Below are 14,663 nucleotides of genomic sequence, written 5' to 3'. Positions count from 1 at the left end.
ATGACGATCGAGGTTTCGGCGTTCAGTTGCCGGCGAGAACCGCGAGCACCGGCTCGGAGAGGAAGAAGGGCTCCAGGCGCTCGCGAATCAGCTTGGCCAGCACACCGTTTCGCTTGGCGGCCTCCACCACGACGGGACCGTAGCGCAGGATCTCGGCGGCGATGGTCTCATTGGACAGGCCCAGTTCGGGCAGCATGGCGGCGAGGGTGTGATCGCCGTACTTGGTGAAGAACACCTCCACGCACTCGTCCACGAGCACGGAGAAGTACTCCTTTTCCCGTGTGGTGACGGCGATCTGGTAGATGATGAGCGCCAGTTCCTGCAGGTCCTTCTGGGACAGGTATTCCTTCAGGCCGCTCACCGGCTCCCCGGCATGCAGGTCCCAGAACTCCATGGCGGCATCGTGCACGGGGGCATTGCGCAGCATGTCGCGGATGGCGTTATTGGTCCGCTTGAGCGCGAAAACCGCGCCCTTGCCGGCCATTTCGCCCAGGAAGCTGCCCTCGCCGGCGGCCTTCTCGGCGGCCTTGCGGGCCTGCTTGGCGGCCGAGGTGCCCAGCGACACCAGCGAGGAGACGCCCGGGATCTTGCCCGCGATCTGCTTGTTGGTCTCCATGAAGTCGGAGATCAGGTGATCGACGAACTTCGAGGCCACGGTGGCCACGAGCGGGCTGTCGGTGAGGCGCTCCAGGATGCGCTCCTGCGCCTGGTGCATGCCGAAGATCTTTTCCAGCAGCTGCTCGACCGGCTCCCGCTCGACCACGTCGCCGAGGGTGTACTGGTTGTTCTCGGCGATATTGTCGTAGATCGAGTCGGCGAAGGTGCCGACCGATTCGCGCAGCACCGGACTGCCGCCGATCAGGTCGATCACATTCGCGACCGTCTGCTTGGCCTGATCGATCTCCACCACATCGCGGAAGATGATGGTGTCGGCGACGCCGATCACCGCATCGGTGTCGCGGGCGATGACTTCGGCGAAGCGCTCGCCGGTCACCTCGGCGACGATGAAGTCGACTTGCAGGTCGAGCAGCCGTTCGGCGATCTCGCGCGGTTCGGTCACAGGTATTCCACCCATCGATAAGACGGACCGCCCGGATCGTCAGCCGTTGTCGTTGCCGTGCACCGATTTCCGGATCTGTTCCAGGCGCTCCCGCGCGGCTTTCGCCCGCGCATCCCACTGTTCCTCGGCGCTACGGCCTGCCGGTGTCTGCCGATCGAGGTCGCCCATCCCCTGCGCTGTGCCGTAGCGCTGCTCGACCTTATCGCGAACTGACTCGAAAGTAGGGACGCCGGATGTCGTATACCCGCCACCAACCGTCCCCGACGGCATACCGGCCGGCGGTACCGGTATCCCAGACACTCCCGGTGTGGCTCCGACCTGCTCGAATGTGCCCGGCGTCTCGTGTGGCACGAGCTCCGCATCAATAGGCGTGTCAGTGCTCACATTCACCGCGATGGGCGCATGACCGACGGTGGCGGCCACCGACGCCGCCACCGCGTGCAGCGCCGCCAGCCCTGCCCGCCCGTCCGTGGCCGCCTCGACCACGGCCGCCAGCTCGGCGTCCGGCAATTTCGCCAACTCCCCCGCCAAACCCGTGGAATCGTTCATGCAGCCAGGCTACGCAGCTCCACCTGAGCATGAGCTGAACCCGGACATTTCGCCCTATCCCAGCGTGCGCCGCACCCAGCTCGCCACGGTCTCCGCCCACCCCGGCACCCCGATCAGATCGTTGTGCCCGCCACCCGGATAGATGACGAGCTCCTTCGGCTCCGCCGCCGCCTCGAACAGCGCCCGCCCCATCCACACCGGCAACAGCTCGTCATTGTCCCCGTGCATGATCAGCACCGGACACCGCAGATCGCGGACCCGCCGCAAACTCGGATACGCCCCCGGCACGAAAATCTTCGGCAGGAACGGATATACAGCCGCCGCCGCATCCCTGAGCCCGGTGAACGTGGACATGAGCACCAGCGCCGCAGGCGGATACGCCGTAGCCAGCTCCACCATCACACCCCCGCCGAGCGACTTCCCCAGGTACACAACTCGATTCGCGTCCACTCCAGCCTGTGCGAGCAGCGCCTCCCGAGCAGCCCGAGCATCCAGATAGGTCCCTCGCTCAGTAGGCCGCCCCGAACTCCGCCCATACCCCCGATAGTCGAAAATCAGCACATCGAACCCGACCGCGGCGAGCATGGCCAACACCGGCGACCGATCCCCGATATTCCCCGCATTCCCATGCGCGAACAGCAAGTGCCCCACCGGTTTCCCCACCGCCCGCACAAACCAGGCATTGACCGTCTCCCCATCGGCCGTAGCCAGCGACAGATCCTCGTACTCGACCCCGAACATGGCAGGCGTCGACACGATCCGCCGATCAGGCAGGTAAGTCAGCACATTCAAAATAGGCGTAGCCGGATGCCGCATATCCCTTTCCTACCCGACCGCTGGGTATCGAAAAGCGAGACGCGCCAAAGCAACCCGCAAATCCATAGCGGACAAGTATCGTGACTGCAGCTTCCTCTAGAGCGGGGGGTGGCGGCGAATGGACCTGGTCCACGCCGCCCCTGAGAAAGGAGAGGAGGTGAGGCGGGATCATGGGGAAGCATTCCATGAAACAGGAAACCCCGGTCGACTGGGCGTCGTTTGCGATAGGCGCTGCCACAGTCGCCGGGATCCTGTACCTGGTCCGGTTGATTTACAGGGCTAGGTAACCTGCAACGGGCGGGCGTCGGGTCGCATCCGGCACTCGTTCCTTATCAACCCATCACCGAAGTGATGCCCTGATCGTACGCGAAAGCGGCCCGCCGTGGCACCGTTCTCGGTGTGTCGCACGACGGGCCGCTATCAGCGGAAACTACCCGCGCAGTACCGCTCCCACAGTGGCCGCGGCATTGGCCACCGCGGCATCGCGGGCCGCGCTGGCCTCATCCTCGGTGAGGGTGCGGTCGATGGCGCGGAAGCGCAGGGCGTAGGTGAGGGACTTGCGGCCCTCGCCGGCCTGCGCGCCTTCGTAGACGTCGAAGAGCGAAATGCTTTCCAGCAGTTCGCCTGCGCCCGTGCGGAGGGCGGATTCGACGGCGGCGGCGGGGGTGGCCTTCTCGACGCTGACCGACACGTCCTGCAGGACCGCCGGGAAGGCGGAAACCACAGGGGCGGGACGGATTTCGCGCAGCGGCAGAGCATCCAGGTCGAGCTCGACGGCGCAGGTGCGCGGGGGCAGGCCCGAACGCTCCAGGACGGCCGGGTGCAGTTCGCCCGCGTGGCCGACGACCACGCCGTCGACGAGCAGTTCGGCGCAGCGGCCCGGATGCCAGGGCAGGTGCGCGGCACTGCGGCGCTCGATGCTGACTCCGGCCGCGTCGGCGATGGCGTCGACGAGGGCGAAGGCGTCCGAAGCCTCGACGGGACGACCCGGACCCCACGGACCACGCGGCTCGCGGCGGCCGGTGAGCACCGCGCCGATGTGAATCGGCTGGGCGGGCAACGACTTCAGCAGCACGCCGATCTCGTCCTCGGTGGGGCGACGGTCCACCGGGAGCGGCTCGACGGCCGTGGTCTCGGCAGTGGGCAGGACGACCTGACCGATGCCGTAGATCGCGATGTCGCGCTCGCCGCGCGAGATATTGCGTGCGGCCACTTCCAGCAGCCCCGGCAGCAGGGTCGAGGACAGGTCGGGGCGCTCCGCGTCGAGCGGGTTGAGCACCTTCAGCGTCTTGCGGCGCGGGTCGTCGGCGTCCAGGCCCCAGGTGTCGAACACGGTGGCGGACATGAAGACCGGCGAGGGCACCTCGACCGCGCCGGAGAAGGCCAGGGCCTTGCTGACGGCGCGGCGGCGGCGCTGCTCGGGGGTCAGGCCGCGGCCGGCGGGGGCGGTGGGCAGCACGGACGGGATCTTGTCGAGGCCCTCCAGGCGCAGCACCTCCTCCACCAGGTCGGCGGGCTGGGTGAGGTCGGGCCGCCAGCTCGGCGGGGTGACGACCAACTGGGCGTGCCCGGCGTCGCTGACGCCGACATCCACCGCGCAGCCGACCTGCTGCAGGCGACGGCTGGAGGTGCCGGGGGCGTACTGCACGCCCGCGGTGCGGTCGGCGAGGTCGATGTTCATGCTGATCGGCGCGACGGCCGGAACCGGCACGCGCACGTCGGTGAGCACGGGTTCGACTGTGCCACCGGCGATTTCGGCCAGCAGGGTGGCGGCGCGGTCGAGCGCGGCGATATTGACCTCGGGGTCGACGACGCGTTCGAAGCGGCGGCTGGCCTCGGAGCCGAGCTTGTGCCGACGCGTGGTGCGGGCGATGGCGACCGGGTTCCAGGTCGCGGCCTCGAGCAGGATGTCGGTGGAGTTGTCGCCGACCTCGGTGCTCGCGCCGCCCATGACGCCGGCGAGGGAGATGACGCCGGAATCGTCGGCGATCACCACGTCTTCGGCGTCGAGGGTGCGCTCGGCGTCGTCGAGGGTGCGCAGGGTCTCACCCTTGTTGGCGCGGCGAACCACGAAGCCGCCGTGCACCTTCGCGGCGTCGAAGGCGTGCAGCGGCTGGCCGAGTTCGAGCATCACGTAGTTGGTGACGTCGACGGCCGGGGAGATCGGGCGCACACCCGACAGCAGCAGCCGGCGCTGCAGCCACCAGGGGCTGACGGCCTTGGGATCGATGCCGGTGACGCGGCGCACCGCGAAGCGGGTGCACAGCGACTCCGGCTCGATCTTCACCGCCCACGCCTGTGTTTCGGAGTCGGGCAGGGTCCGGATGGCGGGATCGCTGTATTCCAGGTCGAATCCGCAGGCGAGCTCCCGTGCCAGGCCGCGCGCGGAGAAGGCGTAGCCGCGGTCGGGGGTGATGGCCAGTTCGATGACCGTATCGTCCAGGCCCAGCAGTTCATTGGCGTCGGTGCCGGGTTCGGCGGTGCCGGGCTCGAGCACCAGGATGCCATTGTGATCCTTGCCGATGCCGAGTTCGGCGACCGAGCAGATCATGCCATTGCTGGTGTGCCCGTAGGTCTTCCGTGAGGTGATCTTGAAGCCGCCGGGCAGCACGCCGCCCGGCAGCACCACGACCACCAGATCGCCGACGACGAAATTCCGTGCGCCACAGACGATCTCCTGCAGCTCGGGATTGCCGACATCGACCTTGCAGAAGCGGATCGGCTTCTTGAACTCGGTCAGCTCGGTGATCTCGGCGACCCGGCCCACCACGAGGGGCTTCTCGATGTCACCTTCGACCCGCTGCAGCGGATCGACCTCTTCGACCTCCAGCCCGACCCGGACGAAACCGGCATCGAGCTCCTCCGCGGTGACCGACCACTCGGGAGTGGTCCGCCGCAGGATTTCCGTCAGCCAGGATTGCGCTACTCGCACTTGACGTTTCGCTTCCTCGTATCGAAGGGGTCAGGTCAGGACTGGATGCCGAACGGCAGCGTGAAGCGCACATCGCCTTCGACGATGTCGCGCATATCGGACAGGCCGTTGCGGAACTGCAGGGTCCGCTCCAGACCCATGCCGAACGCGAAACCGCTGTACACCTGCGGGTCGATGCCGGAGGCGATGAGCACCTTCGGGTTGACCATGCCGCAGCCGCCCCACTCGACCCAGCCGGGCCCGCCCTTCTTGTCCTCGAACCACACGTCGACCTCGGCCGACGGCTCGGTGAACGGGAAGAACGACGGCCGCATACGGGTGGTGGTGTTCGGGCCGAACAGCGCCCGCGCGAAACCGTCCAGGGTGCCCTTGAGGTGCGCCATGGTCAGCCCCTTGTCGATGGCCAGACCCTCGACCTGCGAGAACACCGGGGTGTGCGTGGCGTCGAGCTCGTCGGTGCGGAAGGTCCGCCCCGGGCACACCACATAGATCGGCAGTTCGCGAGACAGCATGGACCGCACCTGAACCGGCGAGGTGTGCGTGCGCAGCACCTGCCGCGAGCCCTCCGGCGCGATGTGGAAGGTGTCCTGCATGGTGCGCGCCGGATGATCGGGCAGGAAGTTGAGCGCGTCGAAATTGAAGTGCTCGGTCTCGACCTCGGGGCCTTCGGCAACCTCCCAGCCCATGGCCACGAACACGTCCGCGACGCGCTCGCTCAGCACCGCGATGGGATGGCGCGCACCCACCGGACCGCGCCGCGCGGGAGCCGTCACATCGATGGCCTCGGCGACCAGCACGGCCGCGTCGCGCTCGGCGAGCAGCTCCTGCTGGCGCGCCTCGAACGCCGTCGACACCCGGCCGCGCGCCACGTTCACGCGCTTGCCGGCCTCGGCCTTCTCTTCCTTGGGCAGGGTGCCCAGCGACCGCTGCGCCAGCGAGATCGGCGACTTACCGCCCATGAACTCGGTTTTCGCAGCCGCGAGCTCGTCCAGATCGGACGCTGCGGCAAACGCCTTCTCGGCGGCTTCCGCGGCGGCGGCGAGCGATTCCTCGCTCAAGGCCGCAGTCTGCTCGGCACGGTCGATGTCATCGGCCACGATGGTCGTCTCTCCCTGCTGGTACGAGTCCGGGCTGATTGCCCGCCCACATTCTTCCTGGTCGAATCGTAGGGGATGTACCCAGCCCGGTTCACATTCATTTCCGCACGTCGACCGTGGCTTCCCCGGAATCGGCCCGTTCGGTGCGCAAGGCGCTGACCTCAGCACGCAGCGAGCGAATCTCCTCGACCAGCACCCCGATCTCCCGATCCGTGCGCTCGGCCGACACCTCCACCGTCTTCAACTTGTCCATCACCCAGCTGGTCGTGGTGCCGATGGCGAACGAGATCAACCCGATCCCGAACGTCATGAGCGCCAACGCCACCAGCCGCCCCTCCACCGTCACCGGATACCGATCCCCGTATCCGACCGTGGTCACCGACACCACCGACCACCACGCCGCGTCCCCGAAGTTCTCGATATTGCTCTCCGGCGCACCACGTTCCGCGTCGTACATGGCCAGGCTGCACAGCACGATCAGCAGAATCGAACTCAGCCCGACCATGACCGACATCCGCGCCCGCGCCCGGAACCGGGTGTGCCGGTCGATCGCCTCGATCACCAGCAGCGCGGCGCGCAGCAATCGCAGCGGCCGCAGCGGCGGCAGCAGCACGATCACCAGGTCGACCGGATTGCCCAGCACGAACCGCCGCCGATCATCCGCCAGCCACAGCCGAGTCAGATAGTCCGCGACGAAGATCACCCACACCGCGACGTCCACCCCGGTCAGCCACACGTCCAACTCCGGATGCCGCCCGGCGTCGAGCACATGCCACGCGTACGCCACCAGAAAGACGAGGGCCAGCCCGGCCAGCGGTATCGAACTGGCCCGTTCCCACACGGCGAGACGGGCGCCCGGCGACGCGGTGGCGGCTGCGGCGTCGGACGCCTGCGGAGTTTCGGTGGAAGACATCTATATTCACCTGGGTCGATTCCGGCTGACCTGAGGCGCTGCGGAAATGTGCGGGTTTCGAAGGTCGGACGATACCCGCAGGTCCCACGCCCTGTGCTCGTCAATCGGAATCAACCAGCCCGCTTGCTACATCCCGGGCCGGTACGCCGCGGCTCAGGCCCGCGCATAACGATCGCGGTGCACGGTCCGCCCCAGCGGTCTGCGCCCCGGGTGCAGGCGCTGTTCCGCCGCGTACCCGACGGACATGAGCAGGGCGATGGCCAGATCGTCCCGGTCCTCGATGCCGATGACCTTCTTCACCCTGTCCTCGTCCCAGCCGTTCATCGGCGAGGTGGCCAGGCCGAGTTCGGTGGCGGCGAGCATGACGTAGGAGGCCGCGATCATGGCGTCCTTGACCGCGTATTCGCGCAGCAGGCCGCGGGCGGCGAGGCTCTGCTGGAACTCTTCCGAGGCCGCCGAGAAGAAGGTGATGAAGTCTTCCTTCCAGGCGTCGTTGCGGCGGGCGAGTTCGTAGACATCGGCACGATCCTCCCGCCAGGCTTGCGGTTCGGCGACGAAGACGAGCATCACCGGAGCCTCCTGAGGCTGCGGCTGCCCACCGGTGGCCCCGGTAAGTCCTTCTCGCACTTCGGGATCGGTGACGACGACAAGTGAGCGATCTTGCAGGTTCCAGCTCGAGGGAGCTTCCATGGCCAGTTCCGTGAGCGTCCCGAGGTGCTCGGCGGGGACAGGATCCGGCAGGTAGTGCCGGACGGTGCGGCGGGTGCGAATGGCTTCGGCGACCGAAAGGGTGTGGGGTGCAGGCGAGTTCGTTTTCATTTCACTAACTATTGGAGAGTGGCGATCCTTTGGGAAGAAGGCACTAATTAGTGCGTTACTCTCTTCAGAGTGTCAACGCTCGTCGAATCCTCCGGCCTGCCCGCCGATGTGTTCTCTCCCAAATGCCCCACCCGCCAGGTGCTCGACCACATTGCCGGCAAGTGGACGGTCCTCGTCATCGACGCCCTCCTCGACGCGGGCACCATGCGCTACACCGAGCTCTCCCGTCGCATCGGCGGGGTCTCACAGAAAATGCTCACGCAGACCCTGCGCAGCCTGGAAACCGACGGATTCCTCACGCGCACAGTGCATCCCACCATTCCCCCGCGCGTCGAGTACACCCTCACACCGCTGGGCCACAGCCTCGCCGGACCCATTCGCGCACTGCGGATGTGGACCGAGGAGCACATCAATGAGATCGAGGCCGCACGTAAGGCCGCGGCCGGGGCATGAACGAGCCGACGCTGCCGCTGCCCAGTCTCGGCGACTACATCGAATTCCATCGCAAGCGGCTGGGGCTGACCCGGGAGGCACTGGGGTAGAAGGCTTTTCTCGCCGCTCGCACCATCCAGAAGCTGGAGCGCGCGGACCGGTCAGCGTCACCATGCAATTGATGTCCCTGCCCCCGCGCCGCGAGCTACTGCACCTGTGCATCGGAGTGGTCCGACCGCTCGCGCAGTAGCGCCGCGCGGGCTTCGGCGGTGCCGAGGGCGGCCCACAGGGCGACCGCGATGTAGATGATCTGCTCGGGAATCCGGAACCAGAGCGGCGTGGCCGGGTCGCCGTTGAGCGGCACATCATCCACGGCCGCAAAGATATTCGCGGGCAGCAGGAGGACGAACAGGAGGGCCAGGGCGATTCCGGCGTAGGCACGGGTAGCGGTGAGGACGAGGCCGAGGGCGCCCAGGAGTTCCAGCACGCCGGTGAGGTAGACCATCGCGCCCGGGGCGGGGGCGAAGGACGGGACCATGGCGGTGAGGTCGGTGTGGCTGGGCATGAATGTTTGTGAGTCGGGGGCGAAGTGGGAGCTGCCGGTCATGAGGAGCATGACGGCCAGGCCGTGCGCCGCCGATACGCGCCAGGTGGTGAAGCGAGTGACGCCGAGGGCGCCGAGCAGGCGGAAGGCCAGGGTGGGAACGATCAACAGGAGCAGGGTCTCGAACATGCTGGGGCTCCGGGGATTTCGGGGGTGAAGCGGTGGTGAAAAGGAAATCGGCACCGGTGGGGGCCGGTGCCGATGCTGGTCAGTGGGCGAATGCTGGTGTGTCGCCCGTTGTTTCGGTTGCCGCCGTGATGGCTCGGCGGCCGGGGAGGAACAGCGAGATGACCGCGCCCACCGCGACCACTGCCGCGCCCACCCACACGGCGGGAACGAGCCCGTCCACGTAGGACTGCGGGCTGACGTAGGAGCCGTGGGAGGCGAAGACGGAGGCGAGGACCGCAATGCCCAGGGCCACACCGACTTCGCGCAGGGTGCTGTTGACGCCGGAGGCCATGGCGCGGTCGTCGGGGGCGGCGCTGGCCATGACGACGGTGGCGCTCGGGGCGAAGGTCAGGCCCATGCCGACACCGCCCAGGACGAACGGGAGGAGCAGCGAGCTGTAGGCCATGTCGACGCTGGTGACCAGGGCCATCCAGCCCAGCGCCACGGCCAGGAAGAACTGTCCGACTCCGACCAGGATGCGCGGTCCGACCTTGTCGACGATCAGGCCGGCGATGGGGGCGACCACCATGGGGGCCATGGTCCACGGCAGCGTCCGCACTCCGGCCTCGAGCGGCGAATAGCCCTGCACCACCTGGAAGAACTGGGCCAGCAGGAAGATCGCACCGAATACACCCACCGAGAAGGTGAGGATGATCGTGTTGATCACGCTGAAGCCGCGGGAGCGGAACAGCCGCAGGGGCAGCATGGGTTCGGGGTTGCGCAGTTCCCAGGCGATGAAGGCGGCGAGAAGCACTGCGCCGCCGATCAATCCGCCGAGCACCTTGCCGGAGGTCCAGCCGTCGTCGGCGCCGTGCACGACGCCCCAGACCACCGCGAGCACGCCGCCGGAGGACAGCAGCAGGCCGGGCAGGTCCAATCGCCGTACGCCGCCGAAGGATTCGCTCAACATGCGGGCGGCGAACGGTACCGCGAGGATGCCGATCGGCACGTTCAGCCAGAAGATCCACTGCCAGCTCAGGCCCTCGACGACCGCGCCGCCGACCACCGGCCCGAGCGCCACGCCGAGGCCGGTGATGCCGCCCCAGATGCCGATGGCGGCGCTGCGCATCTTCTCCGGCACGGCCGCCGACAGCAGCGTCAGGGACAGTGGCAGCACCGCCGCCCCGCCGAAGCCCTGCACGGCCCGCGCCGCGATGAGCTGCCACGGTTCGGTGGCCAGGGCGCAGGCCGCCGATGCCACGGTGAACAGCGCGATGCCGGCGAGGAAAACCCGCCGCCGCCCGAGCCGGTCGCCCAGCGCCGCCGCCGTGAGCAGCATGGACGCGAAGGCCAGCGTGTAGGCGTTCACGAACCACTGCAGGTCGGTCAGGGAAGCGTTCAGCTCGGTCCGGATGATCGGCAGCGCGTTCGTCACCACGAGGTTGTCGAGCGTCACCATGAACATCGGAATTCCCACGGCCGCAATGACGGCCGCGAGCGGTTTCGGTTTCGCCAGGCCCGCCCCGGGGCCGTCGGCGGTGAGGGTGGAAGTCATGCCAAGTCCTTTGTTGTTATCCACTGATAACTTATGCCCCGAAGAGTATGCATTGACTGATAACATGTCAACAGCCCATCGAACCGAAGGAGCGCATCCCATGACCAGGACCCGGATGACAGCGAGCGAGCGCGGCGAACAGGTGCTCGACGCCGCCGTCAGCGCCTTCGCCGAATCCGGTTACGCCGCAACCAAAACCGATGAGATCGCGCGCCGCTCCGGCGTCTCCCAGCCGTACGTGATCCGCCTCTTCGGCTCCAAGCAGCAGCTGTTCCTGGCGGCCACCCTGCACGTGTGCGGCCGCATCGAGGACATCTTCCGCACCAGCGTCGCGGCCGCCGCCCCCGACGCCGACACCCACGCCAAACTCGATGCCATGGGCGACGGCTACCGCGTCTTCCTCACCGAACGCGATCTGCCCGTGGTCCTCATGCACGGCATGGCCGCCAGCAACGACCCGGTCATCGGCGATGCCGTGCGCGAACGCTACGGCCGCATGTACTTCCTCATCCGCGAACTGACGGGCGCGTCCCCATTGCAGGCGCGCAATTTCATGGCCACCGGCATGCTGCTCACCATGATGGCCGCCATGCGCGTCATCGGCCCCGACGCCGTCCCCGCCGACTGGGCGCAGGAGATCATGGACAACCTCGAGGAAACCGAAGGATGCTGAGCACCCCCGTCATTCCGGCATGCCTTCAGCCGGAATCCACACCGGCAGGCGCGCGCTGATTGTGTGGATCCCGGCCAAAAGCGCGCCGGGATGACGGGGATTTCGCCGCGGATCGTGAGCGGCTACTTCGCGTGCTGGACGCGAGAACTCGCGTAGAGGCAGATCGACGCGGCGGCAGCCAGATTGAGGCTTTCGGCGCGCCCGTGAATGGGAATCCGCACCCGGTGCGTGGCGCGCTGGGCGACCGCGCGATCCAGGCCGTGCGCCTCATTGCCGAACAGCCACGCGACGGGGCCGGCAAGGATTTCGTCGGCGTCGTCGAGGTCGACCTCACCGCGCGCGGTGGTCGCCAGGATCGCGATCCCCGCCGCCTCGAGCGCGTCCAGGGTGCCGTCGATATCGCGGGAGCGCGCCACCGGCACATGGAAAAGGCTTCCGGCACAGGCGCGTACGCATTTGCCATTGTGCGGATCGACCGAATCACCGGCCAGCACGACACCATCCGCGCCCACCGCGTCGGCCACCCGGATCAGCGTGCCCGCATTACCGGGATCGGCGATTTCGACGGGTACGGCGAGCATGCGCGGCCCGGCCTCGAGCACCTCGGCGAGCGGCACATCCACCTGACGGCAGACCGCGACCAGACCGGGCGGAGTCACCGTCTCCCCCAGCATCTCCGCGGCCCGATCGCTCACCAGCGTGGCGCGCACCCCCTGCGCGACGGCCCCCGCCACGAGCTCGTGCTCGCGTTCGGCCGCGCGCGAGGAGTAGAACAACTCCTCGATCCGCCCGGTGTCCAACGCGGACTCCACGGAATTCGCGCCCTCGGCCAGGAACAACCCGGTCTTGCGGCGCTGCTGCCCGCGATGCAGCTTGACGAAAGAAACGACCCGCGGATTGCGCTCGGAGAGCGCTTCCACGGGTCGTTCCGAATGCGTTGTCACGCAGGCCGAATCAGGCGGCCGGGGCGTTGACGTCGGCCGGCAGGGCGGCCTTCGCCGCAGCCACGAGGGCCGCGAAAGCGTCGGCGTCGGAGACGGCGAGCTCGGCGAGGTTCTTGCGGTCCACCTCGATGCCGGCGGCCTTGAGGCCCTGCATGAAGCGGTTGTAGGTCATGTCGTTCAGACGCGCGGCGGCGTTGATACGAGTGATCCACAGCTGACGGAAGTCACCCTTGCGCGCGCGACGGTCGCGGTAGGCGTAGGTGAGCGAGTGCAGCTGCTGTTCCTTGGCCTTGCGGTACAGGCGCGACCGCTGACCGCGGTAGCCCTTGGAGGCCTCGAGAACGGAACGGCGCTTCTTCTGAGCGTTGACGGCCCTTTTGACGCGTGCCACTTTTCAGTCCTTGATCGATAGGGGGCGCTGCGGTTGCGCCCGGAGGTTGGTAGTTGCGTTCCGCGGACGGAGCGCGTACGGCTGGCTCAGCCTGTATTTACTTGGCGAGCAGCTTCTTGACGCGCGCGACGTCCGCCTTCGCGACGACCTCCACGCCGTCCAGACGACGAGTCCGGGTGGTCGGCTTGTGCTCGAGCAGGTGGCGGCGGTTCGCCTGCTGACGCAGCAGCTTGCCGCTGCCCGACACCTTGAATCGCTTCGAGGCGCCGCTGTGGCTCTTCATCTTCGGCATGGATTCACCAATCTCTCGTGCCGGAGGCGCGCCGAAAACGCGCCTCCGCCAATGCTGTTCGTTATTACTGCTGCGGGTCGGCGGCCGGAGCGGCAGCTTCGGCAACCGGGGCATCAGCCGCGGCCGGCGCCGGCGCACTGCTGCGCTGCGGCGTCGAGCTCGCGTCGTTCTGAGCCTTCACCCGCGTCTTCGCGCCCTTGTGCGGCGCGAGGACCATGGTCATGTTCCGGCCGTCCTGCTTGGCCGACGTTTCGACGAAACCGAACTCGGCGACGTCGGAGGCCAGCCGCTGCAGCAACCGGAAACCGAGCTCCGGACGCGACTGCTCACGACCACGGAACATGATCGTGACCTTGACCTTCGAGCCCGCCTGCAGGAAGCGCAGGACGTGACCCTTCTTGGTCTCGTAGTCGTGATCGTCGATCTTCGGGCGGAGCTTCTGCTCCTTGATCACGGTCTGGACCTGGTTCTTCCGAGATTCCCGCGCCTTCTGGGCGGTCTCGTACTTGAACTTGCCGTAGTCCATGATCTTGCAGACCGGCGGGCGTGCGTCCGGTGCGACCTCGACGAGATCGAGGTCCGCCTCCTGGGCGACACGTAGTGCATCTTCAACACGCACGATCCCAACCTGTTCACCGCCCGGTCCGATAAGACGGACCTCGGGTACGCGGATGCGATCGTTGATGCGGGTCTCAGTGCTGATGGGGCCTCCTAGGTCAAGCGGTTCGTCCAACGACCGCAAGCAATAACTGCAACCCCAATTTCAACACGAAAGCCCTGCATTGGTATTTCACCAACACAGGGCCCGAGTCGACCGATCTGCGGCGCGAACGAATCGCAACGCACCTCACGCAGGACGAACCCACATGAACAACCCATCCGGTAAAAGATGGGCGACCGGACCGTCGAACCTGGTGTAGTACCGGTAGACGGTGGGAGTCGGGCTCCACTTGATGCCCCGAGCTGAGTTACAGGAACCTACCTGGGGCGGTCGTCGCAGGTCAGTCTAACAGCCCTCGCACATAACTCCGAATCGGGCACCCACACGACCAGGGACAACCCCGTCGGTGCCATGCTTTTCCCCATGAGCGAGGCGACTACGAACCAGGATTCGGGACTCATCGAGGGTGAGGCCACCGTACGCGAACTGGCCGAGATCCCGGCCGTCGAGGTCATCAGCCGGGCCGCCGTCATGCTCATGAGTTCGGCCGCCGAGAAGCTCGGACTGGGCGAAGCGGACCCGTCGAGCAGCCCGCACCTGGATCTGGACGAGGCCCGCCGGGTGATCACCGCGCTGGCCGGTCTGGTCACGGCGTCGGTCGAGTACCTCGGACCGCATGCCGGGCCTATTCGTGATGGACTGCAGTCGCTGCAGCGCGCGTTCCGTGAAGCGTCGGCGCATCCGGACGCTCCGGGACAGGGACCGGGCGAGAAGTACACGGGTCCGGTCTACTGAGGATCGCTGTACAGCTGAATAC

At 67.3% G+C, this 14,663-nt stretch carries 16 protein-coding genes; 3 read left to right on the top strand and 13 right to left on the bottom strand.

Annotated features, from left to right (window positions below):
• Nucleotides 1-22 precede the first annotated feature (22 nt).
• The 7 genes from H0264_RS17695 to H0264_RS17665 form a co-directional block, all read right to left on the bottom strand.
• Complete coding sequence (locus H0264_RS17695; RefSeq protein WP_181584986.1) at nt 23-1,060, bottom strand: hypothetical protein; 1,038 nt, start codon at nt 1,058-1,060, stop codon at nt 23-25.
• Nucleotides 1,061-1,099: 39 nt separating this feature from the next.
• Nucleotides 1,100-1,609 carry a PspA/IM30 family protein gene (locus H0264_RS17690; RefSeq protein ID WP_181584985.1) on the bottom strand — a complete coding sequence of 170 codons (510 nt, stop codon included), beginning with the start codon at nt 1,607-1,609 and terminating at the stop codon, nt 1,100-1,102.
• Between the two features lie 54 nt (nt 1,610-1,663).
• Complete coding sequence (locus tag H0264_RS17685; RefSeq protein WP_244976214.1) at nt 1,664-2,395, bottom strand: alpha/beta hydrolase; 732 nt, start codon at nt 2,393-2,395, stop codon at nt 1,664-1,666.
• 460 nt (nt 2,396-2,855) lie between these two features.
• A complete protein-coding gene (gene pheT / locus H0264_RS17680) occupies nt 2,856-5,357 on the bottom strand; it encodes a phenylalanine--tRNA ligase subunit beta (protein ID WP_181584983.1) in 2,502 nt (833 codons plus the stop codon).
• A 35-nt stretch (nt 5,358-5,392) separates the two neighbouring features.
• Nucleotides 5,393-6,454 carry a phenylalanine--tRNA ligase subunit alpha gene (gene pheS, locus H0264_RS17675; protein WP_181584982.1) on the bottom strand — a complete coding sequence of 354 codons (1,062 nt, stop codon included), beginning with the start codon at nt 6,452-6,454 and terminating at the stop codon, nt 5,393-5,395.
• 97 nt (nt 6,455-6,551) lie between these two features.
• Complete coding sequence (locus H0264_RS17670) at nt 6,552-7,367, bottom strand: potassium channel family protein (protein WP_181584981.1); 816 nt, start codon at nt 7,365-7,367, stop codon at nt 6,552-6,554.
• Nucleotides 7,368-7,520: 153 nt separating this feature from the next.
• On the bottom strand, nt 7,521-8,186 hold the full coding sequence (locus H0264_RS17665) for a nitroreductase family protein (protein WP_181584980.1): 666 nt from the start codon (nt 8,184-8,186) through the stop codon (nt 7,521-7,523).
• Nucleotides 8,187-8,255: 69 nt separating this feature from the next.
• On the opposite strand from H0264_RS17665, the gene H0264_RS17660 reads away from it, so the two are divergent.
• Entirely contained in the window at nt 8,256-8,639 is a 384-nt protein-coding gene (locus H0264_RS17660) for a winged helix-turn-helix transcriptional regulator (protein WP_181584979.1), read from the top strand.
• Between the two features lie 184 nt (nt 8,640-8,823).
• Here the strand turns inward: H0264_RS17660 and H0264_RS17655 are convergent, their stop codons facing one another.
• Nucleotides 8,824-9,351 carry a DoxX family protein gene (locus tag H0264_RS17655; RefSeq protein ID WP_220140002.1) on the bottom strand — a complete coding sequence of 176 codons (528 nt, stop codon included), beginning with the start codon at nt 9,349-9,351 and terminating at the stop codon, nt 8,824-8,826.
• 79 nt (nt 9,352-9,430) lie between these two features.
• Nucleotides 9,431-10,885 carry a DHA2 family efflux MFS transporter permease subunit gene (locus H0264_RS17650; protein ID WP_181584978.1) on the bottom strand — a complete coding sequence of 485 codons (1,455 nt, stop codon included), beginning with the start codon at nt 10,883-10,885 and terminating at the stop codon, nt 9,431-9,433.
• Between the two features lie 100 nt (nt 10,886-10,985).
• On the opposite strand from H0264_RS17650, the gene H0264_RS17645 reads away from it, so the two are divergent.
• Entirely contained in the window at nt 10,986-11,558 is a 573-nt protein-coding gene (locus tag H0264_RS17645; RefSeq protein WP_181584977.1) for a TetR/AcrR family transcriptional regulator, read from the top strand.
• Nucleotides 11,559-11,680: 122 nt separating this feature from the next.
• On the opposite strand, the gene H0264_RS17640 is transcribed toward H0264_RS17645, so the two are convergent.
• From H0264_RS17640 to infC, 4 genes are all read right to left on the bottom strand, one after another.
• Nucleotides 11,681-12,478: a TrmH family RNA methyltransferase gene (locus tag H0264_RS17640; RefSeq protein ID WP_181584976.1), complete on the bottom strand. Its 798-nt coding sequence runs from the start codon at nt 12,476-12,478 to the stop codon at nt 11,681-11,683.
• A 34-nt stretch (nt 12,479-12,512) separates the two neighbouring features.
• Nucleotides 12,513-12,893: a 50S ribosomal protein L20 gene (rplT, locus tag H0264_RS17635; protein WP_181584975.1), complete on the bottom strand. Its 381-nt coding sequence runs from the start codon at nt 12,891-12,893 to the stop codon at nt 12,513-12,515.
• Between the two features lie 97 nt (nt 12,894-12,990).
• Nucleotides 12,991-13,185 (bottom strand): 50S ribosomal protein L35, encoded by a 195-nt coding sequence (gene rpmI / locus H0264_RS17630; protein ID WP_033090982.1) that lies wholly within the window; start codon nt 13,183-13,185, stop codon nt 12,991-12,993.
• Between the two features lie 64 nt (nt 13,186-13,249).
• Nucleotides 13,250-13,918, bottom strand: a complete 669-nt coding sequence (gene infC / locus H0264_RS17625; protein ID WP_420832071.1) for a translation initiation factor IF-3 — start codon at nt 13,916-13,918, stop codon at nt 13,250-13,252.
• A gap of 351 nt (nt 13,919-14,269) precedes the next feature.
• On the opposite strand from infC, the gene H0264_RS17620 reads away from it, so the two are divergent.
• On the top strand, nt 14,270-14,641 hold the full coding sequence (locus H0264_RS17620; protein ID WP_181584973.1) for a DUF1844 domain-containing protein: 372 nt from the start codon (nt 14,270-14,272) through the stop codon (nt 14,639-14,641).
• Nucleotides 14,642-14,663 lie beyond the last annotated feature (22 nt).

The sequence above is a fragment of the Nocardia huaxiensis genome, from assembly GCF_013744875.1.
GTDB lineage: Bacteria > Actinomycetota > Actinomycetes > Mycobacteriales > Mycobacteriaceae > Nocardia > Nocardia huaxiensis.
Note: the sequence above shows the minus strand (reverse complement) of the source record. Positions and strands in the feature narration are given on the sequence as shown.

Excerpts from the sequence above, each read along its gene's own strand:
- H0264_RS17690 (WP_181584985.1), bottom strand. The coding sequence starts at position 1,609 with ATGAACGATTCCACGGGTTTGGCGGGGGAGTTGGCGAAATTGCCGGAC.
- H0264_RS17670 (WP_181584981.1), bottom strand. The coding sequence starts at position 7,367 with ATGTCTTCCACCGAAACTCCGCAGGCGTCCGACGCCGCAGCCGCCACC.
- H0264_RS17665 (WP_181584980.1), bottom strand. The coding sequence starts at position 8,186 with ATGAAAACGAACTCGCCTGCACCCCACACCCTTTCGGTCGCCGAAGCC.
- H0264_RS17655 (WP_220140002.1), bottom strand. The coding sequence starts at position 9,351 with ATGTTCGAGACCCTGCTCCTGTTGATCGTTCCCACCCTGGCCTTCCGC.
- H0264_RS17650 (WP_181584978.1), bottom strand. The coding sequence starts at position 10,885 with ATGACTTCCACCCTCACCGCCGACGGCCCCGGGGCGGGCCTGGCGAAA.
- H0264_RS17645 (WP_181584977.1), top strand. The coding sequence starts at position 10,986 with ATGACCAGGACCCGGATGACAGCGAGCGAGCGCGGCGAACAGGTGCTC.
- rpmI (WP_033090982.1), bottom strand. The coding sequence starts at position 13,185 with ATGCCGAAGATGAAGAGCCACAGCGGCGCCTCGAAGCGATTCAAGGTG.
- H0264_RS17620 (WP_181584973.1), top strand. The coding sequence starts at position 14,270 with ATGAGCGAGGCGACTACGAACCAGGATTCGGGACTCATCGAGGGTGAG.